This is a genomic window from Curtobacterium sp. 260 (assembly GCF_030803485.1).
Classification (GTDB): Bacteria; Actinomycetota; Actinomycetes; order Actinomycetales; family Microbacteriaceae; genus Curtobacterium.
In genome coordinates, this window is the sequence record NZ_JAURUY010000020.1 from 18,919 (window position 1) to 41,710 (window position 22,792).

Below are 22,792 nucleotides of genomic sequence, written 5' to 3' on the forward strand. Positions count from 1 at the left end.
CCGGAGCATGCAGATCGTCGTCCGCCGCAGTGGTGGGTTCGCCGGCCTCTCGCGGGGCTGGCGGATCGACACCGACTCGTGCGACGACCCGGACGCCTGGGACGACCTGGTCGGCGCCCTCCCGCGCGAGGCCCCGGCGCGGCGGCAGGCGGTGCCCGACGACTTCACGTGGACGGTGAGCGTCGCCCGCACCACCGTCACGATCCCCGGCAGCCAGCTCGACGGCGCGTGGGCGGCCCTCGTCGCGCGGGTGCGCGACGAGGGCGAGCCGATCAGTCGGTGACGTCGACGACGACCAGCCGTCGCGTCGGTCGCGTCATCGCCACGTAGACCGCGGCCGCGGCGCGTGCCGCGTCGGCGCCGACTCGGTCCGGGTCGACGAGCAGGACGCCGTCGAACTCGAGGCCCTTCGCGTCGGCTCCCGAGAGCACCGTGACCGACCCCGGCCGCGGTGAACCGAGCCCGCGGACGTCGGCGTCGGTGCGGGCGAGTCGGTCGCGGACGGCGGTGAGCTCGGCCTCGGGCACGATGACGCCGATCGTGCCCGAGCCGATGCGCTCCCGCTCGGCGTCCACGTGCTCGGCGACCGTGTCGAGCAGCGCCGCCCGGGGCACGGACACGCGGTCGACCGGGTCGCCGTCGCGCACGGCCTCGGTGCGCGTGACCGCCAGTCCGGCGGCGTCGGCGAACGCACCCGCCGCCTGCACGATGGAGCGCGGCGTGCGGTAGTTGACCGTGAGCTCGGCGATCCGGTGGTCGAGCGGTACCACCGGCGCACGTCCGCGACGGCGGCGTGCGAGGGCACCGACGACGTCGTCCCACGTCCGTGCGGCGGCCGGCGAGGAACCCTGCGCCATGTCACCGACGATCGTGAACGACCGCAGCGGGTTCCGGCGGGCGAGGACCCGCCACTGCATCGGTGAGAGCTCCTGGGCCTCGTCGACGACGATGTGCCCGTAGGTCCACTCGCGGTCCTCGGCGGCGCGCTCGGCCGTGGTGCGGGGATCGCCGCCCTCGGCGAAGGACCCCGCGACCTGCTCGGCGGAGACGATGCCCTCGACGCCCATGTTCTCGATCGCCTGGCGGGCGTTCTCGATGTCGCGGTTGCGGCTGGCCTTGGCCGCGCGCTTCGCGGCACCGCCGGTCGGGTCGAACGGCCCGAGGAGCTCGGCGGCCTCGTCGAGGAGCGGGACGTCCTCGATCGTGAAGCCCACGCCACGCGGTCGCTGGAGCAGTGCCCGGCGTGCGGGTGTCCAGTCCGGCGTGAGCGAGGCGAGCCAGTTCGGGCGCGCGTAGAGGTCCTCGAGGAACTTCTCCGGCGGCAGCGGCAGCCACGCGGTGTTGAGCAGGACACGGGCGTCGTACGAGCTGCGGATGTCCTCGCGCAGGACCTTCTCGTCGGCCTCGTCCACCGTCGTGCCGCGGGCGCGGAGCTGGTCGGCGAGCAGGCGGGTCATCGCGTCGAGGGCGATCTTGTTGAAGGTGACCCGGGCGACGTTGTGCGGCTTCCCGCGGTCCTGCGCCCGCCCGAGGGCATCGGCGACGAGCTGCGGTGGCACCGTGAGCCGCTCCCCCTCGACGTCGAGCACGACCGACTCGGTCGGGACGACCTGGCGGGAGCGGACGGCACGGCGGAGCAGCGACGCCATCTGCGCCGAGCCCTTCACCGCGGCGACGTCCCCGTGGTCGTGCATCGTCGCGTGCACGCCCGGGTACAGCGACCCGAGCGAGGCCATCACCACGCCGGTCTCGCCGAGCGACGGCAGCACCTGCTCGATGTACGTCAGGAACGCCGGGGACGGCCCGACCATGAGCACGCCGGAGCCCCGGAGCCGGTGGCGGTGCGTGTACAGCAGGTACGCGGCGCGGTGCAGCGCCACGGCGGTCTTGCCCGTACCGGGGCCGCCCTGCACGATGAGGACACCCTCGAGCGCGGAGCGGATGATGCGGTCCTGCTCGCCCTGGATCGTCGCGACGATGTCGGTCATCCGACCGGTGCGCTCGGCGGTGACCGCCGCGAGCAGCGCTCCCTCGCCCTGCAGGTGCGTGCGCTCGTCGTCGTACAGCGTCGCGTCGAAGACCTCGTCCTCGACGTTCACGACCGTACGACCCTCGAGCGTCAGGTGGCGGCGGGCGCGCATGCCCATCGGGTGCGCTGCGGTCGCCTGGTAGAAGGCGCTCGCACCGGGGACGCGCCAGTCGAGCAGGAGCGGTCGGTGCTCGACGTCGCGGAGGCCGACGCGGCCGATGTACCGGAACGTGTCGTCGGGCGACTCCGGCTCGGACACCTCGAGCCGACCGAAGACCAGGCGGTCGCCGACGCGGTCGAGCGTGGCGATCGTGTCCTCGTACAGGCGTGCGTAGGCGTCACGCTCGCTGCGGCTCTGGTGGTTGCCGCCGACCGCCTGGCGGCGGGTCTCGGCGAGACGCTGCTCGGCCTCGGACGTCAGCTCGTCGAGACGGGTGAAGAGACCGTCGACGTAGCTACGTTCGCGGTCGGTCTCGGTCGGTTCGGACACACGCCACCCTTCGGGAAACAGGGGTGTCCAGTGTAGTCCCGCCGGGCGACCTCCGGGGGCGACGAGACGCACGGGCGACCGGGGGACGGACGGGAGGCGCGGTGTCGGCCGACACCCCTCCCTCGCAGGCTCGGTCGGCGCGCCCCGCGCGACGCTTCGCGTCGCCGCTCAGCGGGGCGCGCCCGTCCGTCCGTGGGGGCGGCAGCCCCTACATCTCCTCGTGCGTGTCCGGGTCGCCGTCCCAGAGACGCCCGCGCTCGAGCCCGGAGATCGCGCGGACCTCGTCGTCGGTCAGCGCGAAGCCGAAGACGTCGAGGTTCTCCCGCTGCCGTTCCGCGTCGCCGGACTTCGGCACCGGGACCGCGCCGAGCTGGACGTGCCAGCGCAGCACGACCTGGCCGGGCGTCACGCCGTGCGCGGCCGCCGCGTCGAGGACCGGCTGCTCGGTGAGCAGCTCGGACTGCTTCGCGAGCGGGCTCCAGCTCTCGGTGACGATGCCGTACTCGTCGTGCACCTTGCGGAGCTCGGCCTGCGGGAAGTACGGGTGCAGTTCCACCTGGTTCACCGCCGGGGCGACACCGGTGGCGTCGATGATCGCCTTCAGGTGCTCGGGCGTGAAGTTCGAGACGCCGATCGAGCGGACCTTGCCGCTGTCCCGGAGGTCGACGAAGGCCTTCCACGTGTCGACGAACTTCCCGACCGACGGATTCGGCCAGTGGATGAGGTACAGGTCGACGCGGGCCAGCCCGAGGTTGCCGAGCGTCTCGTCGATCGAGCGGTGTGCCTCGTCGTAGCCGTGGTGCCGCCCGGGCAGCTTCGACGTGACGACGAGGTCCTCGCGGTCGACCTCGGACTCGCGCACGGCACGGCCGACGGCGTCCTCGTTGCCGTAGTTCAGCGCGGTGTCGAGCAGCCGGTAGCCGCTCGTGATCGCCGCGCCGACCGCTGCGGTGCCCTCGTCGCCGTTCAGCCCGTACGTGCCGAGGCCGAGCTCCGAGAAGCGGTGGCCGTCGTTCAGCTCGATGGTGGGCGCGCCGACCTGCATCAGCGGACCCCGAGCAGGTCGATGATGAAGATGAGGGTCTTGCCGGAGAGGAAGTGCCCGCCGCCGGCCGGGCCGTAGGCGAGCTCCGGCGGGACGGTGAGCTTGCGGCGCCCGCCGACCTTCATGCCGGGGATGCCCTCCTGCCAGCCACGGACGAGTGCTGCGAGCGGGAAGTCGATCGGCTCGCCGCGGTTCCACGAGCTGTCGAACTCCTCGCCGGACTCGTACTCGACGCCGGCGTAGTGCACCTTGACGGTCGAGCCGGGCTGCGCGACGTCGCCGTCACCCTCGACGATGTCGGTGATCACGAGCTCGGTGGGGGCCGGGCCCTCGGGGGCGTCGAACTCGGGCTTGCTGTTGAGGTCAGTCATGGCGTCAGTCAACCAGCTGAGGTGTGGTGGCTCCCCCGGCGGCGCGGGTGTCTCGCTCCCCGCGAACGGGCGCGATCCGTCACGCTCAGCGCACGAACGCGACACACTCCGCCCGCTCGCGTCGCCGGAGTGCGCAGATTCCGCCCGCTCGCGTCGCCGGAGCCCCCAGATTCCGCCCGCTCGGGGCGGCGCAGGCCGCAGAATGGTTCCACCGTGACACGACCTGACACCACACCCCGCCGCCGCCTGCTCGCCGACCTCACCCCGCTCCGCCGCTCCCCCGCGTTCGCGCGGCTCTGGGCCGGCACGGCGATCGCCGGCATCGGCACGCAGATGACCACCGTCGCGGTCGGCCTCGAGGTGTACGAGATCACCCGCTCGACCTTCGCGGTCGCGCTCGTCGGCGTGATCGCCCTCGTCCCCATGATCGTCGCCGGGCTCTACGGCGGGATGCTCGCGGACGCCTTCGACCGGCGGCTCGTGGCCCTCGTGTCCGCGATCATCGCCTGGGCCGCGGTCGCGCTCATCGCCACGCACGCCTGGCTCGGGCTGCACAGCGTGGCGCTCCTCTACGTGCTCGCGACCGTCAACGCCGTCGCCGCGACGGTGAGCAACGCCTCGCGTTCGGCGATCGTCCCCCGGCTCGTCGGGACGGACCTGCTCCCGGCGGCGAGCGCCCTCGGTGGCATCGCGTCCGGGTTCCAGGTGACGGTGGGCCCGGCGATCGCCGGTGTCCTCATCGCGAGCGTCGGCTTCGCACCGACCTACACGATCGACGTCGTGCTCTTCACGTTCGCCTTCCTCGGCGTCTTCACCCTCCCCCGGATGGCGGCGGAGCACGACGCCCTCCGCCCCGGGCTGCGCTCCCTGGTCGAGGGTGCGCGGTTCCTCAGGCGGTCCCGCAACATCACGATGACGTTCGTGCTCGACATCGTCGCGATGACGTTCGGCCAGCCGCGCGTGCTCTTCCCGGCGATCGGGGCGCTGGTCATCGGCGGCGGGTCGATCACGGTCGGCACCCTGACCGCCGCCTACGCCGTCGGCGCGCTGCTGTCGAGCGTGTTCTCCGGCCCGCTCGGGCACGTGCGACGCCAGGGCGAGGCCGTCGGCTGGGCGATCACGGCGTACGGCGGTGCGATCGCGGCGTTCGGCGTCGTCATCGCGGTGGCGCACCCGCTCGGCGGTCGGTCCGGCGAGGCCTTCGGCGTCGAGATCCTGCCCGCACTCGGACTCGCGGCGCTGTTCCTCGCGGCGGCGGGCGGCGCGGACAACGTCAGCTCGGTGTTCCGGAACACGATCCTGCAGGCGGCCTCGCCCGACGGGATGCGCGGACGGCTGCAGGGCATCTTCATCGTGGTCGTGACCGGCGGCCCTCGCCTCGGCGACCTGTACGCCGGGCTCGTCGTCGCGGCCGGCATCGCCTACCCGCCGATCATCGGCGGCGTGCTCATCATCGGCCTCGTGGCACTGCTGCTCCGGCTGGTGCCCTCCTTCCGCCGGTACGACGCACTCGACCCGCACGCGAACTGACCGGCGGGTGCCGGCCGCGTCAGGTCCGAGACTCGGCCTGGCGGACGAGACTCGCGCGCGGGAACGGCAGATCTGTCCGCGGGGCCGAGTCTCGTCCAGCTGCCCGCGGACGGGAGGCGCGTGGCGGTGCCGCACCGCGCCTCCCGGCCGTCGTGGGGTCGGGTACGGTACATCGCATGCCCGACAGCGCCTCGCGCGACCTGCAGCGGACCGGTGCCCGCGCGGTCGTCCGGCGCACCTACCACTCGGTGATCCGCCACCGCGTCGTGGACGCCGCGGCCTCCCTGACGTTCTTCGCCCTGCTGACCGTGTTCCCCGCGGCGCTCGCCGTGGTGTCGGCCCTGTCCGTCGTGGACCGGCAGGGCGACAGCCTGACCGACATCATCCAGGTGCTGGGCTTCATCGTCCGCCCCGAGACCGCGCAGCACCTCGAGGGGCCGCTGCGCCAGCTGCTGACGCTCGACAACCCGTGGGTGGGCTTCTCGATCGGGCTCGTCCTGACGCTGTGGTCGCTCTCCGGGTACGCCACGGCGTTCGGACGGGCGATGAACACCGCCTACGAGGTCGAGGAGGGCCGGCGGATCTGGAAGTTCCGCAGCATGATGCTCCTCGTCACGTTGCTCGTGATGGTGGGCGGGGCGATCGCGATCGTCATCCTGCTCGGCACCCCGACGATCTCGGCGGCGATCGTCCGGCAGCTGGGGTGGGCACCGTGGATCGACGACCTGTGGAACGTGGCGAAGTGGCCCGTGCTCGCCGTCGTCCTCGTGGTGATGGTGGCGGTCCTCTACTACGCGACGCCGAACGTGAAGACCCCGCAGCTGCGGTGGGTGTCGGCCGGAGCGGCGTTCGCGATCGTGACCTGGGCGGTGGCGACCCTCGGCTTCTCGATCTACGTCGAGACGGTCGGCGGCAGTGGGAACCGGGCCTACGGGTGGCTCGGCGGCGCGATCCTGCTGCTCGTGTACCTGTACATCTCGAACTTCGTGCTCGTCGTCGGCGGGGAGCTCGACTCCGAGGTCATCCGGATGCGCCAGCTCCTCGCGGGCATCGAGGCTGACGAGTCGATCCGACTGCCACTCCGCGACGTCACGCGGAACTTCACGCTCGCACGCTGGCGCGACCAGGACATCGCTGCGGCGCACCGGGTCCGGCTCGCCGCGCAGCAGCGTGCCGAGGACGAGCACGAGGAGCCTGTGCCGACCGAGGAGCACCTGCGCGCGATGTCGCACCAGGTGCGGGTCGGCGAGCCCCCGCTGCCGTAGGGGTCAGCGCTCGCGCGGCGCTCCGCAACACGCAACGTCGGCGACTGCTCGCAGCGCTGTACCGCTGCGCAGCGCCGCCGAGGTTGCGTCCCGCGGGACGCGGTCAGCGCTCGCGCGCGACCCGCTCCGCCTCGGCGTCCAACATCTCCTCGGTGACGATCGGGATCGCCCCCGTCGCGAGCTCGATGCCCGACAACCGCGCCGGCGACAGGACGCGCTGCACCTGGTCCTCGTCCATCAGCCCCGCCGCCGTGACGAGCGTCGCGATCGGCGTCGAGGTCGTCAACGCGGTGTGCGCGATCGACGCTGCGGCCGCGTAGCCGATGTAGGGCGTCAGCGCGGTGACGACGCCGACGTTGGTGTCCACCTGCGCGGCGAGCTTGGCCTCGTTCGCCTCGATGCCCGTGACGCAGTTCACCCGGAGCGTGGCGCACCCGCTCGCCATCCACTGCAGCGACTGCAGGATCGAGTGGGTGATGATCGGCTCGAAGGCGTTGAGCTGCAGCTGCCCGCCCTCGGCGGCCATCGTCACCGTGGTGTCGGCACCGGCGACGGCGAACGCGATCTGGTTGACGACCTCCGGGATCACCGGGTTGACCTTGCCCGGCATGATCGACGACCCGGCCTGGCGCGCGGGCAGCGTGATCTCGCCGAGCCCCGCCTGCGGCCCCGACGCGAGCAACCGCAGGTCGTTGCAGATCTTCGAGAGCTTGGCCGCGCTGCGCTTCACCGTGCCGGACAGCGTCATGAAGGCACCGGCGTCACTCGTCGCCTCGATCAGGTCGGGCGCGGTGACGATGTCGAGCCCGCTCGCGACCTGCAGCTGCCGACGGACCTCGTCGCGGTACTGCGGGTCCGCGGTGATGCCCGTGCCGATGGCCGTCGCCCCGAGGTTCGTCTCCGCGAGCAGCGGCGAGACCGTGCGGAGGAGCAGGACGTCCTCCTGGATGGTGTGCGCGAACCCGGTGAACTCCTGCCCGAGGGTCATCGGCACGGCGTCCTGCAGCTGCGTGCGCCCGACCTTCAGGACATCCTGGAACGCCCGGCCGCGCTCGGCGAACGCGTCGGAGAGCAGTTCGAGCTGCTCGGTGAGCCGCCGCACCCCCAGGATCATCGCCAGCTTGATGCTCGTCGGGTAGGTGTCGTTCGTCGACTGGCTGCGGTTCACGTGGTCGATCGGGTGCAGGTACGCGTAGTCGCCCTTCTCGCGCCCGAGGATCTCGAGGGCGCGGTTGGCGAGCACCTCGTTCGTGTTCATGTTCGTCGACGTCCCCGCGCCGCCCTGCACGACGTCGACGACGAACTGGTCGCGGAGGCTCCCGTCGCGGACCTCCTGCGCCGCCTGGTCGATGGCGTCGGCGCGCTCGGCGTCGAGCACCCCGATGGCCTTGTTCGCCCGCGCGGCGGCCTGCTTCACGGTCGCGAGCGCCTCGACGAGGTCCGGGTACACCGCGATCGGCACCGACGTGATCGGGAAGTTCTCGAGCGCCCGGAGGGTGTTGATGCCCCAGTACGCGTCGGCGGGGACCTCGAGGGATCCCAGCGAGTCGGTCTCGGTCCTGGTGCGCGCTGCTTCGTTGCCGGTCACCCTGTCGAGGCTAGCCCGTCCGGCCGGTCGGGTCCGGCAGGTGGGCGCGCGTGGTGACCGGGCGTTCCGCGCGTCAGGTACTCCTCCGCGCGAAGGAGACCCTTCCGCGCGTCGGAGACCATTCCGCCCGTCGGAGGCCGTTCCTTCCGACCTGCCTCGCGCGGATCGGCATCCCAGGTCGGGTGCGATGGGTCAGAACGTGCGGGATGACGGACGGGAGGCCCGTGGCGGCGTCGCCACGGGCCTCCCGTCCGTCAGGTGGACGTGACCGTCAGTGGAACTGCGGGACGATCAGGTAGATGCCGTAGAGCACGGCCAGGCCGGAGACGGCGAAGCACGCGACGGCGAGCGCGCGGAACGCGCGGACGCCGGGCTGGACGGTGCCGGGCTGGGGGAAGCCGGCCGTGGCGGGGCCGACGGTGCCGTCGTCCTTCACGGTGTACTTGCCGGCGCGCGTGTCGGCGGCGCTCCAGAGGCGCAGGCCGATCGAGTAGACGAGGACCACGAAGCACGCGGAGACGACCGCGACGATCGCCACGGTGAGGAATGCGAACCAATCGATGCCCATCAGCGGATCCCTCCGCCCAGGGATGCGAAGCTGCGCGAGTCAGTGGCGATGCCCATCAGCGGCGCCCTCCGTTCCGTCCGGCCATGCGGCGCAGGGTGCGCTCACGGCTGAGCTCGGCGCGCCGCTCGGCGACCTGGGCGGCACGCTTCTTGCGCTGCATGTCGCGGAGCTCCTTGCGGGTGAAGACCGCGTTGGCGGCCACGTCCACCTCGATCGCGGCGGCCTGGTCGTGCGGCTTCCGCAGCGACCAGAGGTAGAGCCCGAGGATGACGGCGGCGCCGACGACCGCGTCGATGACGAGTCCCCCGACACCGAGCCGGGCGATGCCGGACGCGATCGCGCCGACGGCTGCGGCGGCCGGCAGCGTGATGAACCACGCGACGACGATCTTGCCCGCCGTCGACCACTGGATCTTCGAGCCACGACGGCCGAGCCCGGCGCCGATGATCGAGCCCGACGACACCTGCGTGGTCGAGAGCGCGAAGCCGAGGTGGCTCGACGCGAGGATGGTGGCTGCGGTGGACGCCTCGGCGGCGAAGCCCTGGGTCGCGCGGATCTCGGTCAGACCGGACCCGAGGGTGCGGATGATGCGCCAACCACCGGTGTACGTGCCGAGTGCGATCGCGAGCGCACACGCGACGACGACCCAGAACTGCACGCCCTGGCTCGCCGACTGCGCGCCCGAGGCGATCAGCGTCAACGTGATCACGCCCATCGTCTTCTGCGCGTCGTTCGTGCCGTGCGCGAGGGAGACCATCGAGCTCGTGAACACCTGGCCGATGCGGAAGCCGCCACGCTCGTTCGGGAAGACCGGACGACGGGTCACGCGGTAGGCGATGCGGGTGGCGAGGAGCGAGACCAGCGCGGCGATCACCGGCGACAGGAACGCGGGGATGATGACGACGGTCAGCAGCGCGGCGTAGTTCACGGAGTCGAAGCCGGCTCCGACGATCGCGGCACCGATGAGCCCGCCGAACAGCGCGTGCGAGGACGACGACGGCAGACCGCGCAGCCACGTGATCATGTTCCACACGACCGCGCCGATCAGGCCCGCGAAGATCATCTCCGGGGTGATCGCGACGCCCCCGGGGCCCTCGTTGATCAGGCCGTGCGAGATCGACGTCGCGACGGCGGTGCTGAGGAACGCACCGACGAGGTTGAGCACCGCGGCGACCGTGACGGCCACCTTGGGCTTCATGGCACCGGTGGCGATCGGTGTCGCCATCGCGTTGGCGGTGTCGTGAAAACCGTTTGTGAAGTCGAAGAAGAGGGCCAACGCGATGACCAGGACGACTATGAGTGTGATGTCCACCGCGGGCAAGTGTCGCAGCCGATCGGCTCCGGGGCAAACCCTGTCTTCGGCCGCCGCACCACCCGACCTGCGGGATCGTTCAGCCTGCGAACCATGTCGATGGGAGAATGGACCCCATGGACACCGCGGAACTCCTCATCCTGTTGATCGGTTCACTCGCGGTGACCGGCTTCGCGCGGGCCAAGGGGCTGCCCGCGCCGCTGCTCGTCACGGCCGTGGCGCTCGCGGTGTCCTTCCTGCCGGGCCTGCCGGAGATCGAGATCGACTCCGAGGTGATCCTCACCGTCGTCCTGCCGCCGCTGCTCTACTCCGCCGCCCTCGACGTGTCGTGGCAGAGCTTCCGGCAGTCGATCAAGCAGATCCGCCGTCTCGGCATCTTCCTCGTGATCGTCACCGCGCTGGCGGTCGCCCTCGCCGCGTACATCATCATCCCGGACATGGACTGGCCCGCGGCGATCCTGCTCGGCGCCGTCGTCGCCCCGCCGGACGCGGTGTCCGCCGCGGCGATCGGCCGGAAGCTCGGGCTCCCCCGCCGGGTGATGACGGTCCTGTCCGGTGAGAGCCTCATCAACGACGCCGCGTCCCTCACCCTCGTGCGGGTCTTCACGCTCATCGCGGCGGGGACGTCGCTGACCATCTGGCAGGACCTCGGCATCTTCGGGCTCGCGATCGGTGTCGGCCTGGCGGTGGGCATCGTCCTCGGCGTCGCCGTCCACTGGATCCGGATGCGCATCAACGACCCGGTCGTCGAGACGATCATGAGCATCCTGCTGCCCTTCGTCGCGTACGTCCTCGCCGAGCACCTCTCCGGCTCCGGGGTCATCGCCGTGGTCACCGCGGGGCTGTACATCGGCTACAACTCGCCGAAGGAGGGCTACGCGACCCGGCTGCAGGAGCGCCCGCTGTGGACGAGTGCGGACGTGATCCTCGAGGGGTTCGTCTTCGCCCTCATCGGCCTGCAGCTGAAGACCGTCGTCCAGGACCTCGTCGAGAGCGACCGCAGCCTGACGCAGACCCTCACCGCGGCGGCCGTCGTCCTGGTCGTCGTGATCCTCGTGCGACCGCTCTTCGTCTTCGAGTCGTACGCGCGCAACCGCTTCAACGGCCGGTGGCTGCGGCCGTTGCGCGTCCGACTGTCCCGCGGTCACCCGTCCCTGCGCTGGCTGCGCGGCTCCGCCGAACCGAAGCTGAACTGGCGGGAGCTCACCGTCATCTCGTGGACCGGCATGCGCGGTGTGGTGACCCTCGCCGCGGCGGTCTCCGTCGTCGGCAACTCGGTCGACGTCAAGGCGCAGGACACCATCTTCGTGATCGCCTTCGTGGTCACCGTCGGCACGCTCCTGCTCCAGGGGCTGACCCTGCCGTTCGTGATCCGGGCGCTGAAGGTGCAGGACCCGGCCGAGGGCGAGGCGGACGTCCGCAGCGAGATGCGCCTCAACCAGCGCACCACCGAGGCCGCGATCGCCCTGCTCGAACGGAGGCGACCGGCGTGGTCGGAGCAGTACGGCGACCAGGCCGTCGACAGCGTCGTGAACCGACTGAAGGCGCGTCTGGAACGGCAGGCCGAGACGTTCCGCCGCGACGCCGAGGAAGAGGAGGACGAGGAGCGGAACGCTCCGCTGCGACTCCGTGGCGCCCAGATCCAGGACATCCGCCGCGAACTGCTCGACCGGCGCCGCGAGATCGTGCTCGAGGAACGCGAGAAGGGCAACCTCGACGAGGAGGTCATGCGCCGCGTGCTCGTGACGCTCGACGCCGAGGAGCTTGCGATGGACTCGGCCCAGGCCTCCCGCAGCCGGTCCTGACCCGGCGCTGCCGGTCCCGGGCCGCCGCACCGGTCCTGACCCGGCGCTGCCGGTCCTGGGCCGCCGCAGCCGGTCCTGCCCCGACAGCTCACGGGGCGCGGTGAGCACGCCCGGCGTACCGTGATGCTCCGACCAGCAGAAGGAGCAGAGCGCCGAGTGAGCGAGCCGCGGAACGACGTCCCCAGGAAGAGCGACCTCCCCGATCGTGACGGAGCGCCGCGGCCGTCCGCGCCGAAGCCCCGGCAGACCCGGCCCTCGACGCGGGGCGGTTCGCGGCCACGTCGCGGTGCTCCCGTCGCCGGCAGCCGGAGCGCCGGCAGCCGTGCGGGGCGTGTGCGCCAGGCGCCGGTGCCCGAGCCGCAGCGGATCAGCCGGTACCGCCGCTGGTACGGCACGCTCCACCCCTCGCTGCAGCTCATCGGGCTGCAGCTCTGGATGCCGCTGTTCTTCATCGTCGGCTTCTGCCTCTGCTACGTCTTCGCCTTCCACGCTCCCCACCCGCACGACGTCCCCGTCGCCCTGGTCGGCAGCGATCCGACCCTCGTCGCCGCCGTCGGCAAGGCCCTGCCCGGTGAGTACGTGTTCCACACGTACGAGTCGCTGGCCCGCGCGAAGCAGGACGTCCTGGCCGGCACGATGGCCGTCGCGTACGACCCTTCGGCGAACGAGGTCTTCAAGGCGAGCGCCCACCAGTTCCAGGTCGCCTCGCTCGTCCCCGCGACGCTGACCAGCGTGCTCACCGGGATCGGAGTCGCCGCCCCGACCGTCACCGAGCTCGCACCGCTGCCCGCGTACGACGAGTACGGCACCGTCGCGATGTACGTCATGCTCGCCTGGTGCATCGGCGGCTACATGGTCGCGATGTTCATCGGCATCATGGGCGGTCCGCTGCGGCACCGCACCCGCATGACCGTGATCGTCGTCGGCGGCCTCGTGATCTCCCTGATCACGAACACGCTCGCCGGCCCGGTCGTCGGCGCGATCCACGGGCACTGGATCGGACTCGTGCTCATCGCCTGGGGCTGGATCGTCGCGATCGGTCTCGCCGTCAACGGCCTGAGCTACTTCGTCGGCCGGTTCATCGCCGCGCCCGCGATGATCTGCTTCGTCTTCCTGTCGATGCCGTCCTCCGGCGGCGCGTACCCGAAGTGGTTCATGCCGGAGCCCTTCGCGTGGCTCAACCACGTCGTGGTCGGCTCGAGCATGGTCGACATGATCAAGCACGAGATCTACGGCGTCGGCCCCGGCTTCGGTCGCGGGCTGGTCACGATGGGCTGCTACGCCGCCGCCGGGCTCGTGCTGATGTTCTTCGGCAAGCAGTGGTGGGAGCGCCGTCGCATCGCGGCGATCGTGAACAACCGCACGACGATGTTCCAGGACGCGCAGACCGCGAACCGCGAGTTCCTCGGGAAGCAGCGGGACGCCGAGCTCGAGCGCCACGGACTGACCTCGACCGAGACCGGCACGTTGAGCGTCCTGCGCGACGACGACTGGGAGGACGAGCGCGTCGCCGGCGACGTCTTCACCGGCGGTCGCGACGGGCTCGAGCAGGAGACCACCCCGACCGGACGCATCCCCGTGGTGCGGCAGGCGGACCGGTCCGGCCCGGCCCGACCGGGAGGCGCTGCCACCGGCCCCCGCACCCGTCCCGTCCCCCGCGTGGACGCGTCCGGTCGCCGCCCGGCCCCGGCAGGATCGCGCACGACGCGGACCGGCACGCCCGACGAGCGCCAGCACGGACGGCACGCCGAGCGCTGAGCGGCTCCGGCGCCCGCTCGGTCGTTCCCCGGAGCGCGCGTATCCTGTTCCGCATGCACCCGCGCACCGCCTGGCACCGCGTCCTCGTCACCGCCGTCGTGGCGTTCCTCGTGCTCGCGGCAGCGCTCTACGCCGCGAGCGTGTTCCTCGCCCCCGCCGACGGCCGGAACACCGCCGGGCTGTTCGTCGGCTGGGCGATGTTCGCGGTCCTCGGGGCGATCGCGGCGGGCATCGTCGACTTCTTCGTCCGCCCGCTCGGTGGTCGCAGCGGGGACGCCGACGTCCTCGCCGCCGCGGAGGAGGCGCGCACCGGCAGCACCCGCGTCCAGCAGGGTCGTGCGGGCGCCCGCTAGACGCCTTCGCCGCTGAAGCCCGAGACGGTCGCGTTGTCCTCCGCGAAGGTGAAGCGCGCCGTGACGCTCCCGCCGGCCAGCACGCCCGGCAACCAGTAGCGCGCATCGTCCCACATCGCGTCGTAGGGCACCGCGTCGACGGGGACCCACCGCGGCTCCAGCTCGTCGCTGCCCGACGGGGTCCCCTGCCAGCGGCGGCAGACGAAGACGTCCGAGCGCTGCGACCAGGACGGTCGGAACGGGAACCGGTAGTCCAACGTGCCACGCGCCTCCAGGTCGTCCGACTCGAGCCGCAGACCGACCTCCTCCGCCACCTCGCGCACCGCTGCCGCCACCGGCGGCTCCCCCGGCTCGCGTTTGCCGCCCGGACCGACGAGGCGCCCGGCCCCGAGCCCCCGACGCTTCTCGCCGAGCAGCACCTCGGGGCCGTCGGGACCGTCACGGAGCAGGTAGACGACCACGACCGGGGCGTGCTGGGACTTCGTCTCGTCGCGTTCGGTCACGGTCCCAGTCTGGCGGACGTGTCCGGTGGACGCTCCGCGCTGGCGTACGATCGCTGGCATGGCAGGCGTGCTGCGGGGGCACCATGGCTGAGCCCCGCAGGACCGGGCGCAGCCTCGAAGTGCTGCGCGCCGAGGCCGCCGAGGAGATCTCGATGATCGTCGAGCACCGCAGCCGTGCGGGCGAGGACCCGTGGGAGTTCATGCCGACGCTCCCGACCGTCGACGAGCAGGTCGTGCTCATCCTCCGCGCCGACGCCGTCGAGCTCGACGCGGCGATCGGGCAGCGCAGCGTGCACTGGGCGGGCCACCCGGCCTCCGGGCAGGGCACCGAGCTCGGCGAGGAGTACCACCGGCTCCGCCGGATCGCCCTGCAGCACCCCGAACTGACGCCGGCGGTGTGGAAGCTCATGGGCGCGCTCCCCGGGCGCGACTGACGACCGCCGACCCGGTGCTGCGGTTGGATGGTGCCATGACCGACACCGTCCTCGCCGTCCTCAACCAGCCCTCGCGCGACGCCGCCCCGCACGACCCCGAGGCCGACGCGTACACGTGGGCGAAGCCGCTCGAGGAGCACCTGCAGGTGCAGGACCTCGGGGCGATCCGCGGCGACGGGGTGTTCGAGACCATCACGGTGGTCGACGGTCGGCCGCAGGCGCTCGAACCGCACCTCGCCCGCTTCGTGCGGTCCGCGGCGATGCTCGACCTGCCCACGCCGGACGTCGACGCGTGGCGCCAGGCGATCGAGGCGGTGTGCGCCCGGCTCGACCCGGTGCACGAGGCCTTCGCGAAGACCGTCATGACCCGCGGCGTCGAGGGCTCGGGTCGCCCGACCGGCTGGGTCTACGCGGCACCGTCCGGCGACCAGACGCCCGCGCGGACGGCGGGCATCGCCGTGGTGACGCTCGACCGCGGCTACCGGCACGACGTCGAGCGGACCTCGCCGTGGCTGCTGCAGGGCGCGAAGACGCTGTCGTACGCGGTGAACATGGCGGCGCTCCGCGAGGCCGAGCGCCGCGGAGCGGACGACGCGCTCTTCGTCTCGACGGACGGCTACGTGCTCGAGGGCACCCGTGCGAACCTGGTGATGTCCGTCGACGGCAGGTTCGTGACGCCGCGGACCGACATCGGCATCCTGGCAGGGACGACCCAGGCCGACGTCTTCCGGTTCGCCGAGGGCCAGGGCATCGCGACCTCGTACGAGCTCGTCACGCTCGCCGACCTGGAGGCCGCCGACGCCCTGTGGCTGCTGTCGAGCGTCCGCCAGGCGGCACCGATCCGGTCCGTGAACGGCGTCGCGCGGGAGATGGACCTGCCGATGACCGAGCGCATCAACGACTTCCTGCTGTCCCGCGACGCCTGACGCTCGGCGCCCCCTCCGCGGAACGGAACGTCGGCGGTTGCGCGCAGCGGTACGGCGTTGCGAGCAACCGCCGAGGTCGCGTCTTGCGGACGGGAGGACCGTGGCGGGGCCGCCACGAGCCTCCAGACCGTCATCCGGTCACCAGCGCGGCGTGGTGACGCCCGTCCCGTCGGCCCACTCGTACACGGACACGCCTTCGATCCAGACGCGCGTCGCGCGGCTGGTCGCGGCCAGCGGGTCGCCGTCCCACAGGACGAGGTCGGCGTCGAAGCCCGGTGCGATGCGGCCGACACGGTCCCCGAAGCCGAGGAAGGCTGCGGGGTTGGTGGTGAGGGCCTCGAGCGCGGTCTGCCAGGGCAGGCCCTCCTTGACGGCCGCCGTGGCCTGGTCGACCAGCATCGCGATCGGCACGACCGGGGCGTCGGTGGTGATGGCCACGCGGACACCGGCGGCGGCGAGCGCCACGACGTTCGGGATGCCGCGGTCGCGGAGTTCGACCTTCGAGCGGCTCGTGAACAGCGGGCCGTAGATCACCGGGACGTCGCGCTCGGCGAGCAGGTCGGCGATCTTGTGCGCCTCGGTGCCGTGGTTGACGACGAGCCGGTACCCGAACTCGTCGGCCAGGCGGAGCGCGGTCGCCAGGTCGTCGTGCCGGTGGACGTGCTGGTCCCACGCGAGCTCGCCGTCGAGCACCCGGACGAGCGTCTCGTTCGTCAGGTCGCGGGTGAACGGCTCCCCCTTGGCGGCGGCAGCCGCACGGGCGGCGCGGTAGTCCTGCGCGGCGACGAAGGCCTCGCGGACGACCTTCGCCACGCCGAGGCGCGTCGACGGCGTCCTCCCCTTGTCGCCGTACACGCGCTTCGGGTTCTCGCCGAGGGCGCTCTTGACGCTGACGGCGTCGGAGATGAGCTGCTCGTCGATCGTGCGACCACCCCAGGTCTTGATCGCGACGGTCTGCCCGCCGATCGGGTTGCCCGAGCCGGGCTTCACCACGATGCTCGTGATCCCGCCGGACAGTGCGTCGCGGAACCCCTCGTCGTCGATGTCCACGGCGTCGATCGCCCGCACCGCAGCCTGGTTCGGGTCGGTCATCTCGTTGGTGTCGTTGCCGGCCCAGCCGTTCGCCTCCTCGTGGATGCCGACGTGGCCGTGCGACTCGACGAACCCGGGGACGAGCCATGCGCCGGCGGCGTCGACGACGGGGAGGCCGGGCGGCGGAGCCACGTCGGGGCCGACTGCGGTGATGCGGCCGTCCTCCACGACGACGGCACCCCCGTCGAAGGGCGGAGCGGTGACGGGGACGACGTGGGCCCCGGTTACGACGAACGAGTTGCGCATGCCACCACGGTACGGCGGAGCACCCTCGATCCCTGCGACACACCGATCCCTGGCGTCCGCGGTCGCGTCCGTCCTACCGTCTCGACACCGACGTCCGGCAGACGGCGACCGTCACCGCTTCGGTCCCACCGTGCATCGCCGACGCGCACGGGGAGCCCGACGGAGCGACCGCTGCACTGCTCGACCGGAGCCTGACGGCGCTCCGGGCGCTCGACGAGGACGGCGGAGCCGGTCCCCTGCACCGGCTGCTCGCCCGGACCGAGGCGGTCGCGACCTCGCGCATCGAGCACGAGGACGCCACGGCCGAGGACGTCGCCCGGGCGCTGGTGGGCGTGCGCGCGAACACGAGCGCCTCGGTGATGGTGCGTGCAGAACTGGATCGGGGGCGGGCGCACACCACGGGACGCCGACCACGTCCCACCGCCGCCCGAGTTCGTCCCGTCGCTCATGGCCGACCTGTTCGCGTTCCTCGCGCGCGACGACCTGCACCCCGTGGCCCAGGCGGCGATCGCACACGCGCAGTTCGAGTCGATCCACCCGTTCACCGACGGCAACGGACGGACCGGTCGCGCGCTCGTGGCGGCGGTGCTGCGGCACCGGGGTGCGACGCGGACCGCGAGTCCACCCGTCTCGTCCGTCCTGGTCGCCGAGCGCGCCCGGTACTTCCAGCACCTGACGCAGTACCGCGAGGGACACGTCGACGCGTGGGTGCGCGACGTCGCCATCGCCGTGGCGCGGGATCGGACGAGGCGCTCGTCACGGGGCTGCTGCTCGACGAGGTCGCCGCGGACCGTGCGGCGACGACCTGCGCCGCCGGCCCGCACGCGGTGATCGGGCGGGCGCTGGACCAGGACGCCGTCCTGACGGAGGACCACGCGGAGGAGCTCCTCCGCCGCGCGATCGCGCGGGGCGACGGCTCGGGGACGGCCGAGACGCTGCTCGAGACCACGGTCACCGACCTGTGCCGCGCCGGGGTCCTCCGTCCGGTGACCGCCCGTCGCCGTCGCCGTACGTGGATCGCGCCCGCGGTGGCGGCCGAACTCGACGCCTTCGCCGAGCGCGTGCGAGCAGGTGTCGAGGCCCGGGCGCATAGGGTGGCGTGGTGAGCAGTGAGCACGCCCAGGCCACCCCGCCGACCGCCGCGAAGCGGCCCGTCACGCGGATCCACCACGGCATCGAGTTCGTCGACGACTACGAGTGGATGCGGGACAAGGAGTCACCGGAGACCCTCGCCCACCTCGAGGCCGAGAACGCCTGGACCGAGGCGCAGACCGAGCACCTGACCGGCCTCCGCGACCGCATCTTCGCCGAGGTCAAGAACCGCGTGCAGGAGACGGACCTCTCCGTCCCGGTGCGCATGGGCGACTGGTGGTACTTCACGCGGACGGCCGAGGGCAGCCAGTACGGGGTGCACTGCCGCGCACCGATCACCGGCCCGGACGACTGGACGCCGCCCGCGGTCGACGAGGGTGCGGCGTCCCTGCCCGGGGAGCAGGTCGTCCTCGACGGCAACGCCCTGGCCGAGGGGCACGACTTCTTCTCGCTCGGCAGCTACGACATCAGCGACGACGGGACCCGTCTCCTCTACGGCGTCGACGTCGAGGGCGACGAGCGCTACACGCTGCACGTACGCGACCTCACGACGGGCACCGACCTCGGCGACGAGATCCCGGACACCGGCTCCGGTGCGACCTTCGACCCGTCCGGGCGCTACGTGTTCTACCCCACCGTCGACGAGTCCTGGCGTCCGGACCGCATCTGGCGGCACACCGTCGGCAGCGCCACCGGCGACGACGTCGTCGTGTTCGAGGAGTCCGACGACCGCTACTGGGTCGGCGTCGGCGTGACCCGCTCGTCGCAGTACATCGTCATCGAGCTCGGCTCCAAGATCACGTCCGAGGCACTGGTGCTCGACGCCGCCGACCCGACCGGCGAGTTCCGGGTCGTGTGGCCGCGGCGCGAGGGGGTCGAGTACGAGATCGAGCACGCCATCGTCGGCGGGAGCGACCGCTTCCTGGTGCTGCACAACGACGGCGCCGAGAACTTCGAACTCGTCGACGTCCCCGCCGACGACCCCACCTCGGAGCACGACCGCCGCGTCGTCGTCGCCCACCACACCGAGCGCCGCATCGAGTCCGTGGACGCCTTCGCCGGGCACCTGGCGCTCGAGTACCGGGCCGAGGCGCTCCCCCGCGTCGCCGTCATCCCGATCGAGGGCGACGGCTACGGCGACGCGCACGAGGTCCCCTTCGACGAGGCACTCTTCTCGGCAGGGCTCGGGGGAAACCCCGAGTGGGAGCAGCCGACCCTGCGCATCGGGTACACGTCGTTCGTCACCCCGTCCGAGGTCAGCGACCTCGACCTGGCGACCGGCGAGGTCACGGTGCTCAAGCGACAGCCGGTCCTCGGCGGCTACGACCCGGCCGACTACGTGCAGGAGCGTGACTGGGCGACGGCACCGGACGGCACGCAGGTGCCGATCTCGCTCGTCTGGCGCCGCGACGCGGTGGACGCCGACGGCCCGGCACCGCTGCACCTCTACGGGTACGGCTCCTACGAGCACTCCATCGACCCGGGCTTCAGCGTCATGCGCCTGTCCCTGCTCGACCGCGGCGTCGTCTTCGCGGTCGCCCACGTGCGGGGCGGCGGCGAGATGGGGCGGCACTGGTACGAGGACGGCAAGACGCTGACGAAGAAGAACACGTTCACCGACTTCGTCGCGGTCGCCGAGCACCTGATCGAGAGCGGTCGGACGAGCGCCGACCGTCTCGTCGCCGAGGGCGGCAGCGCCGGTGGCCTGCTCATGGGCGCCGTCGCGAACCTGGCGCCGGAGCGCTTCGCCGGCATCCTGGCCGCCGTCCCGTTCGTCGACGCGCTCACGAGCATCCTCGACCCGGACCTGCCGCTCACGGTGATCGAGTGGGACGAGTGGGGCGACCCGCTGCACGATGCCGAGGTCTACCGGTACATGAGCGAGTACTCGCCGTACGAGAACGTGCGCGACGACGTGCAGTACCCACGGATCCTCGCCGTGACGTCGATCAACGACACCCGTGTGCTCTACGTCGAACCGGCGAAGTGGACCGCGAAGCTGCGCGAGGTCGGGGCGCCGGTCCTGCTGAAGACCGAGATGGCCGCGGGACACGGCGGCGTGAGCGGCCGGTACGACTCGTGGCGCGAGCGCGCGTTCGAGCTCGCCTGGTTGCTCGAGGTGCTCGGCCTGGCCGACGTGAACCCCGCGGCGGCCTCAGCGGAGCCGATCGCCGCCGGCTGAGCGGCGCCGCTGTCGATCGTCCCGCGGGAGCAACAGGACTCCACCGGAGTTCGGTGGAGTCCTGTCGCTCCCACGGAATGCTGCGCGACGCAGCGCGCCGAGCCGCGTCAGACGCGGTTGAGTGCCTGCACGGCCTGGTCGTACGAGTCCTCGGCGAGCCGCACGCGGTCCCCCGCGAGCACGCCGTACCCGAACGTCCCCTCACCACCACGCTCGGCGATGCCGGAGTGCACCCGGAGCACGTCGAGGGCGTGCAGGGAGCGCACCCGCTCGGTCAGCACGTCTGCGGCGTCCCCGATGCGCTTCCACAGCGCGTGCGGGAAGGCGTCGTCCCCGAGCACGTCCATCGCCGCCCGGGCGCGGGTCGCAGCGCGCCAGGCGGTCTCGGTCGCCGCACGGTCGGCGGCTTCACGGTCGACAGGGCCGACGCTCTCGTCGTCGTCCCCGACCGCGTTCCGGACCAGGTCACGGACGCGTGGCTTCTCGACCGCCGAGACGTCCTGTGCGACGTGCTTCGGCGACCGGAGCGCCCACGCCGTCGGCGCCGGACGCTCGACGGCGTCGTCGAGGGCGTCGAGGAGTTCGAGGTAGCGCTCGGAGTGCAGGAAGGCCGTGACCTCGCCGACCGCGACGGCTCGGCGCTCGCGGGTGGCGGCGAGCACCCGCTCCCGGGTCATCGCGTCGACGAGCAGGTCCTGTGCGGGCGTCGACGCGTGGGGCAGACGCTCCACGAGGTAGTCGGCCAGCGCAGCGCGCGCCGTCACGGCGGCGAGGGCGTCCGCGGCCTCGGCTGCTCGGTCGGTCGCCGGGGTCGCCGGGAACGCAGGACGGTACGAGCCGAGCACGGCGGCGATGTCGAGGGAGGTCCTCGCCGTCTCGCGGAGGTCCGTCTCCGCCCCGGCGCGCAGCTGTCCTTCGAGGGCGAGCAGGGTCGATCGCAGCTTGCGCAGGCGCTTCGTCAGTGCCCGCGCCGCGGTGTGCTTCTCCGGCTTCTCCGCCGTGCGGAGCCGGGCGGCGGGCGCGCCCTCCAGGCCGCGGGCGAGCTTCGAGGTGACCGCCGCGGGGTGCGCGTCGATGTCGGCGAAGCGACCGTCGAGTGCGGCGAAGAGCTCGTGCGCCACCTGTTCGTCGACGCCCTCGGTCACCTCGACCTCGACCTCACGCCAGGTGCGCGGGGTCGCGGGCGCGTGGTCGTCGAGGCGCTGGGCGACCACGCGGTCGTCGGCGAGTTCGGCGACCTGGTCGTCGTCCTCGTCGAGCAACCGCACGACCGCCCGCGTGGTGGTGATGCTCACGACGGGGCGCAGGCCGCGGCCCCGGCGCTCGGCGAACAGCGCGGCCAGGACCTCGTCCGGCACGGTGTCGGGATCGTCCGTCAGGGCGAAGTGCTGCTCGTGCCGGACGGTGTCCGACGCGGCGCGCTTGATGTGCCACCCCGCGTCCGGGCCACCCGTCCGTCGGCGGACGGTCACCCGCGAGGCGACGAGGTCGTACCGCTCGGTGTCCCAGTAGGTGGCGTCGAGGCCGAACGGCTCCTGGTGCTCCGTCCGGGCGATGCTGCCGACGCCGATGAGGTCCGGCAGGTCGTCGCCCTCGGGCATGTCGTACGTACGCTCGATCTCGAGGTGGGTGTCCGTCACGCGGTCCTGTCTACCAGGGGGCACCGGGGTTCCCCGAACCGGCGGGGTTAGCCTGGGCACATGAGCGAGACAGTCACCCGCGACGCGTTCGTGCCCGAGGCCGGCGGCGTCACGATGTTCACGACGAGCTGGTGCGGCTACTGCGCCCGGCTGAAGAACCAGATGTCGAAGGCAGGCGTGCCGTTCCGCGAGGTCGACATCGAGCAGACCCCCGGCACCGCGGAGCTCGTCGCCGAGGTCAACGGCGGCAACCAGACCGTGCCGACGCTGGTCTTCCCGGACGGCAGCACCGCGACGAACCCGTCCCTGGCCGAGGTGCAGTCGCGCGTCTGACGCGAGGCGCCGCCGGCGCGCCGCACAACGAGAAGCGGGGGGGGGGGGGGGGGGGGGGGGGGGGGGGGGGGGGGGGGGCGGCGGGGGGGGGGGGGGGGGGGGGGGGGGGGGGGGGGGCCGCCCCCCCCCCGCCCCCCGCGCCTCCCGTGCACCGTGCTCCCAGTTCCTACAGGTCGACCCACCCCGTTCCTGGTCGGCGCGGTTCCCGCGCTACAGTGAGCGGGGCCGAC

At 72.4% G+C, this 22,792-nt stretch carries 21 protein-coding genes; 12 read left to right on the forward strand and 9 right to left on the reverse strand.

Features of this window, described 5'->3' with window-relative positions:
* The first annotated feature begins 7 nt into the window (after positions 1-7).
* Positions 8-283: a protealysin inhibitor emfourin gene (locus J2X59_RS15300; RefSeq protein ID WP_326497237.1), complete on the forward strand. Its 276-nt coding sequence runs from the start codon at positions 8-10 to the stop codon at positions 281-283.
* Here the strand turns inward: J2X59_RS15300 and J2X59_RS15305 are convergent.
* The 3 genes from J2X59_RS15305 to J2X59_RS15315 form a co-directional block, all read right to left on the reverse strand.
* Entirely contained in the window at positions 273-2,519 is a 2,247-nt protein-coding gene (locus tag J2X59_RS15305; RefSeq protein WP_326497238.1) for a HelD family protein, read from the reverse strand. The genes J2X59_RS15300 and J2X59_RS15305 overlap by 11 nt on opposite strands.
* 208 nt (positions 2,520-2,727) lie before the next feature.
* Entirely contained in the window at positions 2,728-3,564 is an 837-nt protein-coding gene (locus tag J2X59_RS15310; RefSeq protein WP_326497239.1) for an aldo/keto reductase, read from the reverse strand.
* Entirely contained in the window at positions 3,564-3,935 is a 372-nt protein-coding gene (locus J2X59_RS15315; RefSeq protein WP_058728797.1) for an FKBP-type peptidyl-prolyl cis-trans isomerase, read from the reverse strand. Before J2X59_RS15315 ends, J2X59_RS15310 begins: the two co-directional genes overlap by 1 nt.
* Positions 3,936-4,148: 213 nt before the next feature.
* Here J2X59_RS15315 and J2X59_RS15320 point away from each other — a divergent pair, with 213 nt between their 5' ends.
* Both J2X59_RS15320 and J2X59_RS15325 read left to right on the forward strand, forming a co-directional pair.
* Complete coding sequence (locus tag J2X59_RS15320) at positions 4,149-5,465, forward strand: MFS transporter (protein ID WP_326497240.1); 1,317 nt, start codon at positions 4,149-4,151, stop codon at positions 5,463-5,465.
* Between the two features lie 176 nt (positions 5,466-5,641).
* Positions 5,642-6,730 carry a YihY/virulence factor BrkB family protein gene (locus J2X59_RS15325; RefSeq protein WP_326497241.1) on the forward strand — a complete coding sequence of 363 codons (1,089 nt, stop codon included), beginning with the start codon at positions 5,642-5,644 and terminating at the stop codon, positions 6,728-6,730.
* A gap of 103 nt (positions 6,731-6,833) precedes the next feature.
* Here J2X59_RS15325 and J2X59_RS15330 read toward each other — a convergent pair whose 3' ends face one another.
* The 3 genes from J2X59_RS15330 to J2X59_RS15340 form a co-directional block, all read right to left on the reverse strand.
* Positions 6,834-8,318, reverse strand: coding sequence for an aspartate ammonia-lyase (locus J2X59_RS15330; protein WP_066653235.1), 1,485 nt, complete (start codon positions 8,316-8,318; stop codon positions 6,834-6,836).
* Positions 8,319-8,589: 271 nt separating this feature from the next.
* Positions 8,590-8,886 carry a hypothetical protein gene (locus J2X59_RS15335; RefSeq protein WP_066653232.1) on the reverse strand — a complete coding sequence of 99 codons (297 nt, stop codon included), beginning with the start codon at positions 8,884-8,886 and terminating at the stop codon, positions 8,590-8,592.
* 55 nt (positions 8,887-8,941) lie between these two features.
* Complete coding sequence (locus J2X59_RS15340) at positions 8,942-10,198, reverse strand: inorganic phosphate transporter (protein WP_326497242.1); 1,257 nt, start codon at positions 10,196-10,198, stop codon at positions 8,942-8,944.
* Positions 10,199-10,314: 116 nt separating this feature from the next.
* Here J2X59_RS15340 and J2X59_RS15345 point away from each other — a divergent pair, with 116 nt between their 5' ends.
* The 3 genes from J2X59_RS15345 to J2X59_RS15355 all read left to right on the forward strand — a co-directional run bounded on the left by J2X59_RS15345 (position 10,315) and on the right by J2X59_RS15355 (position 14,114).
* Complete coding sequence (locus tag J2X59_RS15345) at positions 10,315-12,003, forward strand: cation:proton antiporter (RefSeq protein WP_326497243.1); 1,689 nt, start codon at positions 10,315-10,317, stop codon at positions 12,001-12,003.
* 348 nt (positions 12,004-12,351) lie between these two features.
* On the forward strand, positions 12,352-13,761 hold the full coding sequence (locus tag J2X59_RS15350) for an ABC transporter permease (protein ID WP_326497244.1): 1,410 nt from the start codon (positions 12,352-12,354) through the stop codon (positions 13,759-13,761).
* A gap of 53 nt (positions 13,762-13,814) precedes the next feature.
* Complete coding sequence (locus tag J2X59_RS15355; protein WP_066653223.1) at positions 13,815-14,114, forward strand: hypothetical protein; 300 nt, start codon at positions 13,815-13,817, stop codon at positions 14,112-14,114.
* Here J2X59_RS15355 and J2X59_RS15360 read toward each other — a convergent pair.
* Positions 14,111-14,617 (reverse strand): 8-oxo-dGTP diphosphatase, encoded by a 507-nt coding sequence (locus J2X59_RS15360; RefSeq protein ID WP_311205881.1) that lies wholly within the window; start codon positions 14,615-14,617, stop codon positions 14,111-14,113. The genes J2X59_RS15355 and J2X59_RS15360 overlap by 4 nt on opposite strands.
* 83 nt (positions 14,618-14,700) lie before the next feature.
* On the opposite strand from J2X59_RS15360, the gene J2X59_RS15365 reads away from it, so the two are divergent.
* On the forward strand, positions 14,701-15,051 hold the full coding sequence (locus J2X59_RS15365) for a tryptophan synthase subunit alpha (RefSeq protein WP_066653218.1): 351 nt from the start codon (positions 14,701-14,703) through the stop codon (positions 15,049-15,051).
* Positions 15,052-15,086: 35 nt separating this feature from the next.
* On the forward strand, positions 15,087-15,977 hold the full coding sequence (locus J2X59_RS15370; RefSeq protein WP_326497245.1) for an aminodeoxychorismate lyase: 891 nt from the start codon (positions 15,087-15,089) through the stop codon (positions 15,975-15,977).
* Between the two features lie 138 nt (positions 15,978-16,115).
* On the opposite strand, the gene J2X59_RS15375 is transcribed toward J2X59_RS15370, so the two are convergent.
* The gene (locus tag J2X59_RS15375) at positions 16,116-17,315 is read right to left on the reverse strand and encodes an amidohydrolase (protein WP_326497246.1); all 1,200 of its coding nucleotides are present in this window, start codon (positions 17,313-17,315) and stop codon (positions 16,116-16,118) included.
* Between the two features lie 366 nt (positions 17,316-17,681).
* Here J2X59_RS15375 and J2X59_RS15380 point away from each other — a divergent pair, with 366 nt between their 5' ends.
* Genes J2X59_RS15380 through J2X59_RS15390 form a run of 3 tightly spaced genes read left to right on the forward strand, consistent with a single transcriptional unit; the run spans position 17,682 to position 20,589 of the window.
* Entirely contained in the window at positions 17,682-18,146 is a 465-nt protein-coding gene (locus J2X59_RS15380) for a Fic family protein (protein WP_326497247.1), read from the forward strand.
* A complete protein-coding gene (locus J2X59_RS15385) occupies positions 18,143-18,421 on the forward strand; it encodes a hypothetical protein (protein ID WP_326497248.1) in 279 nt (92 codons plus the stop codon). The genes J2X59_RS15380 and J2X59_RS15385 overlap by 4 nt, the downstream gene beginning before the upstream one ends.
* Complete coding sequence (locus J2X59_RS15390) at positions 18,418-20,589, forward strand: S9 family peptidase (RefSeq protein ID WP_326497249.1); 2,172 nt, start codon at positions 18,418-18,420, stop codon at positions 20,587-20,589. The genes J2X59_RS15385 and J2X59_RS15390 overlap by 4 nt, the downstream gene beginning before the upstream one ends.
* Positions 20,590-20,696: 107 nt before the next feature.
* On the opposite strand, the gene J2X59_RS15395 is transcribed toward J2X59_RS15390, so the two are convergent.
* Positions 20,697-22,229 carry a CYTH domain-containing protein gene (locus J2X59_RS15395; RefSeq protein WP_326497250.1) on the reverse strand — a complete coding sequence of 511 codons (1,533 nt, stop codon included), beginning with the start codon at positions 22,227-22,229 and terminating at the stop codon, positions 20,697-20,699.
* 60 nt (positions 22,230-22,289) lie between these two features.
* Between J2X59_RS15395 and J2X59_RS15400 the strand changes: the two genes are divergently transcribed.
* Entirely contained in the window at positions 22,290-22,562 is a 273-nt protein-coding gene (locus tag J2X59_RS15400; RefSeq protein WP_066653207.1) for a mycoredoxin, read from the forward strand.
* Positions 22,563-22,792 lie beyond the last annotated feature (230 nt).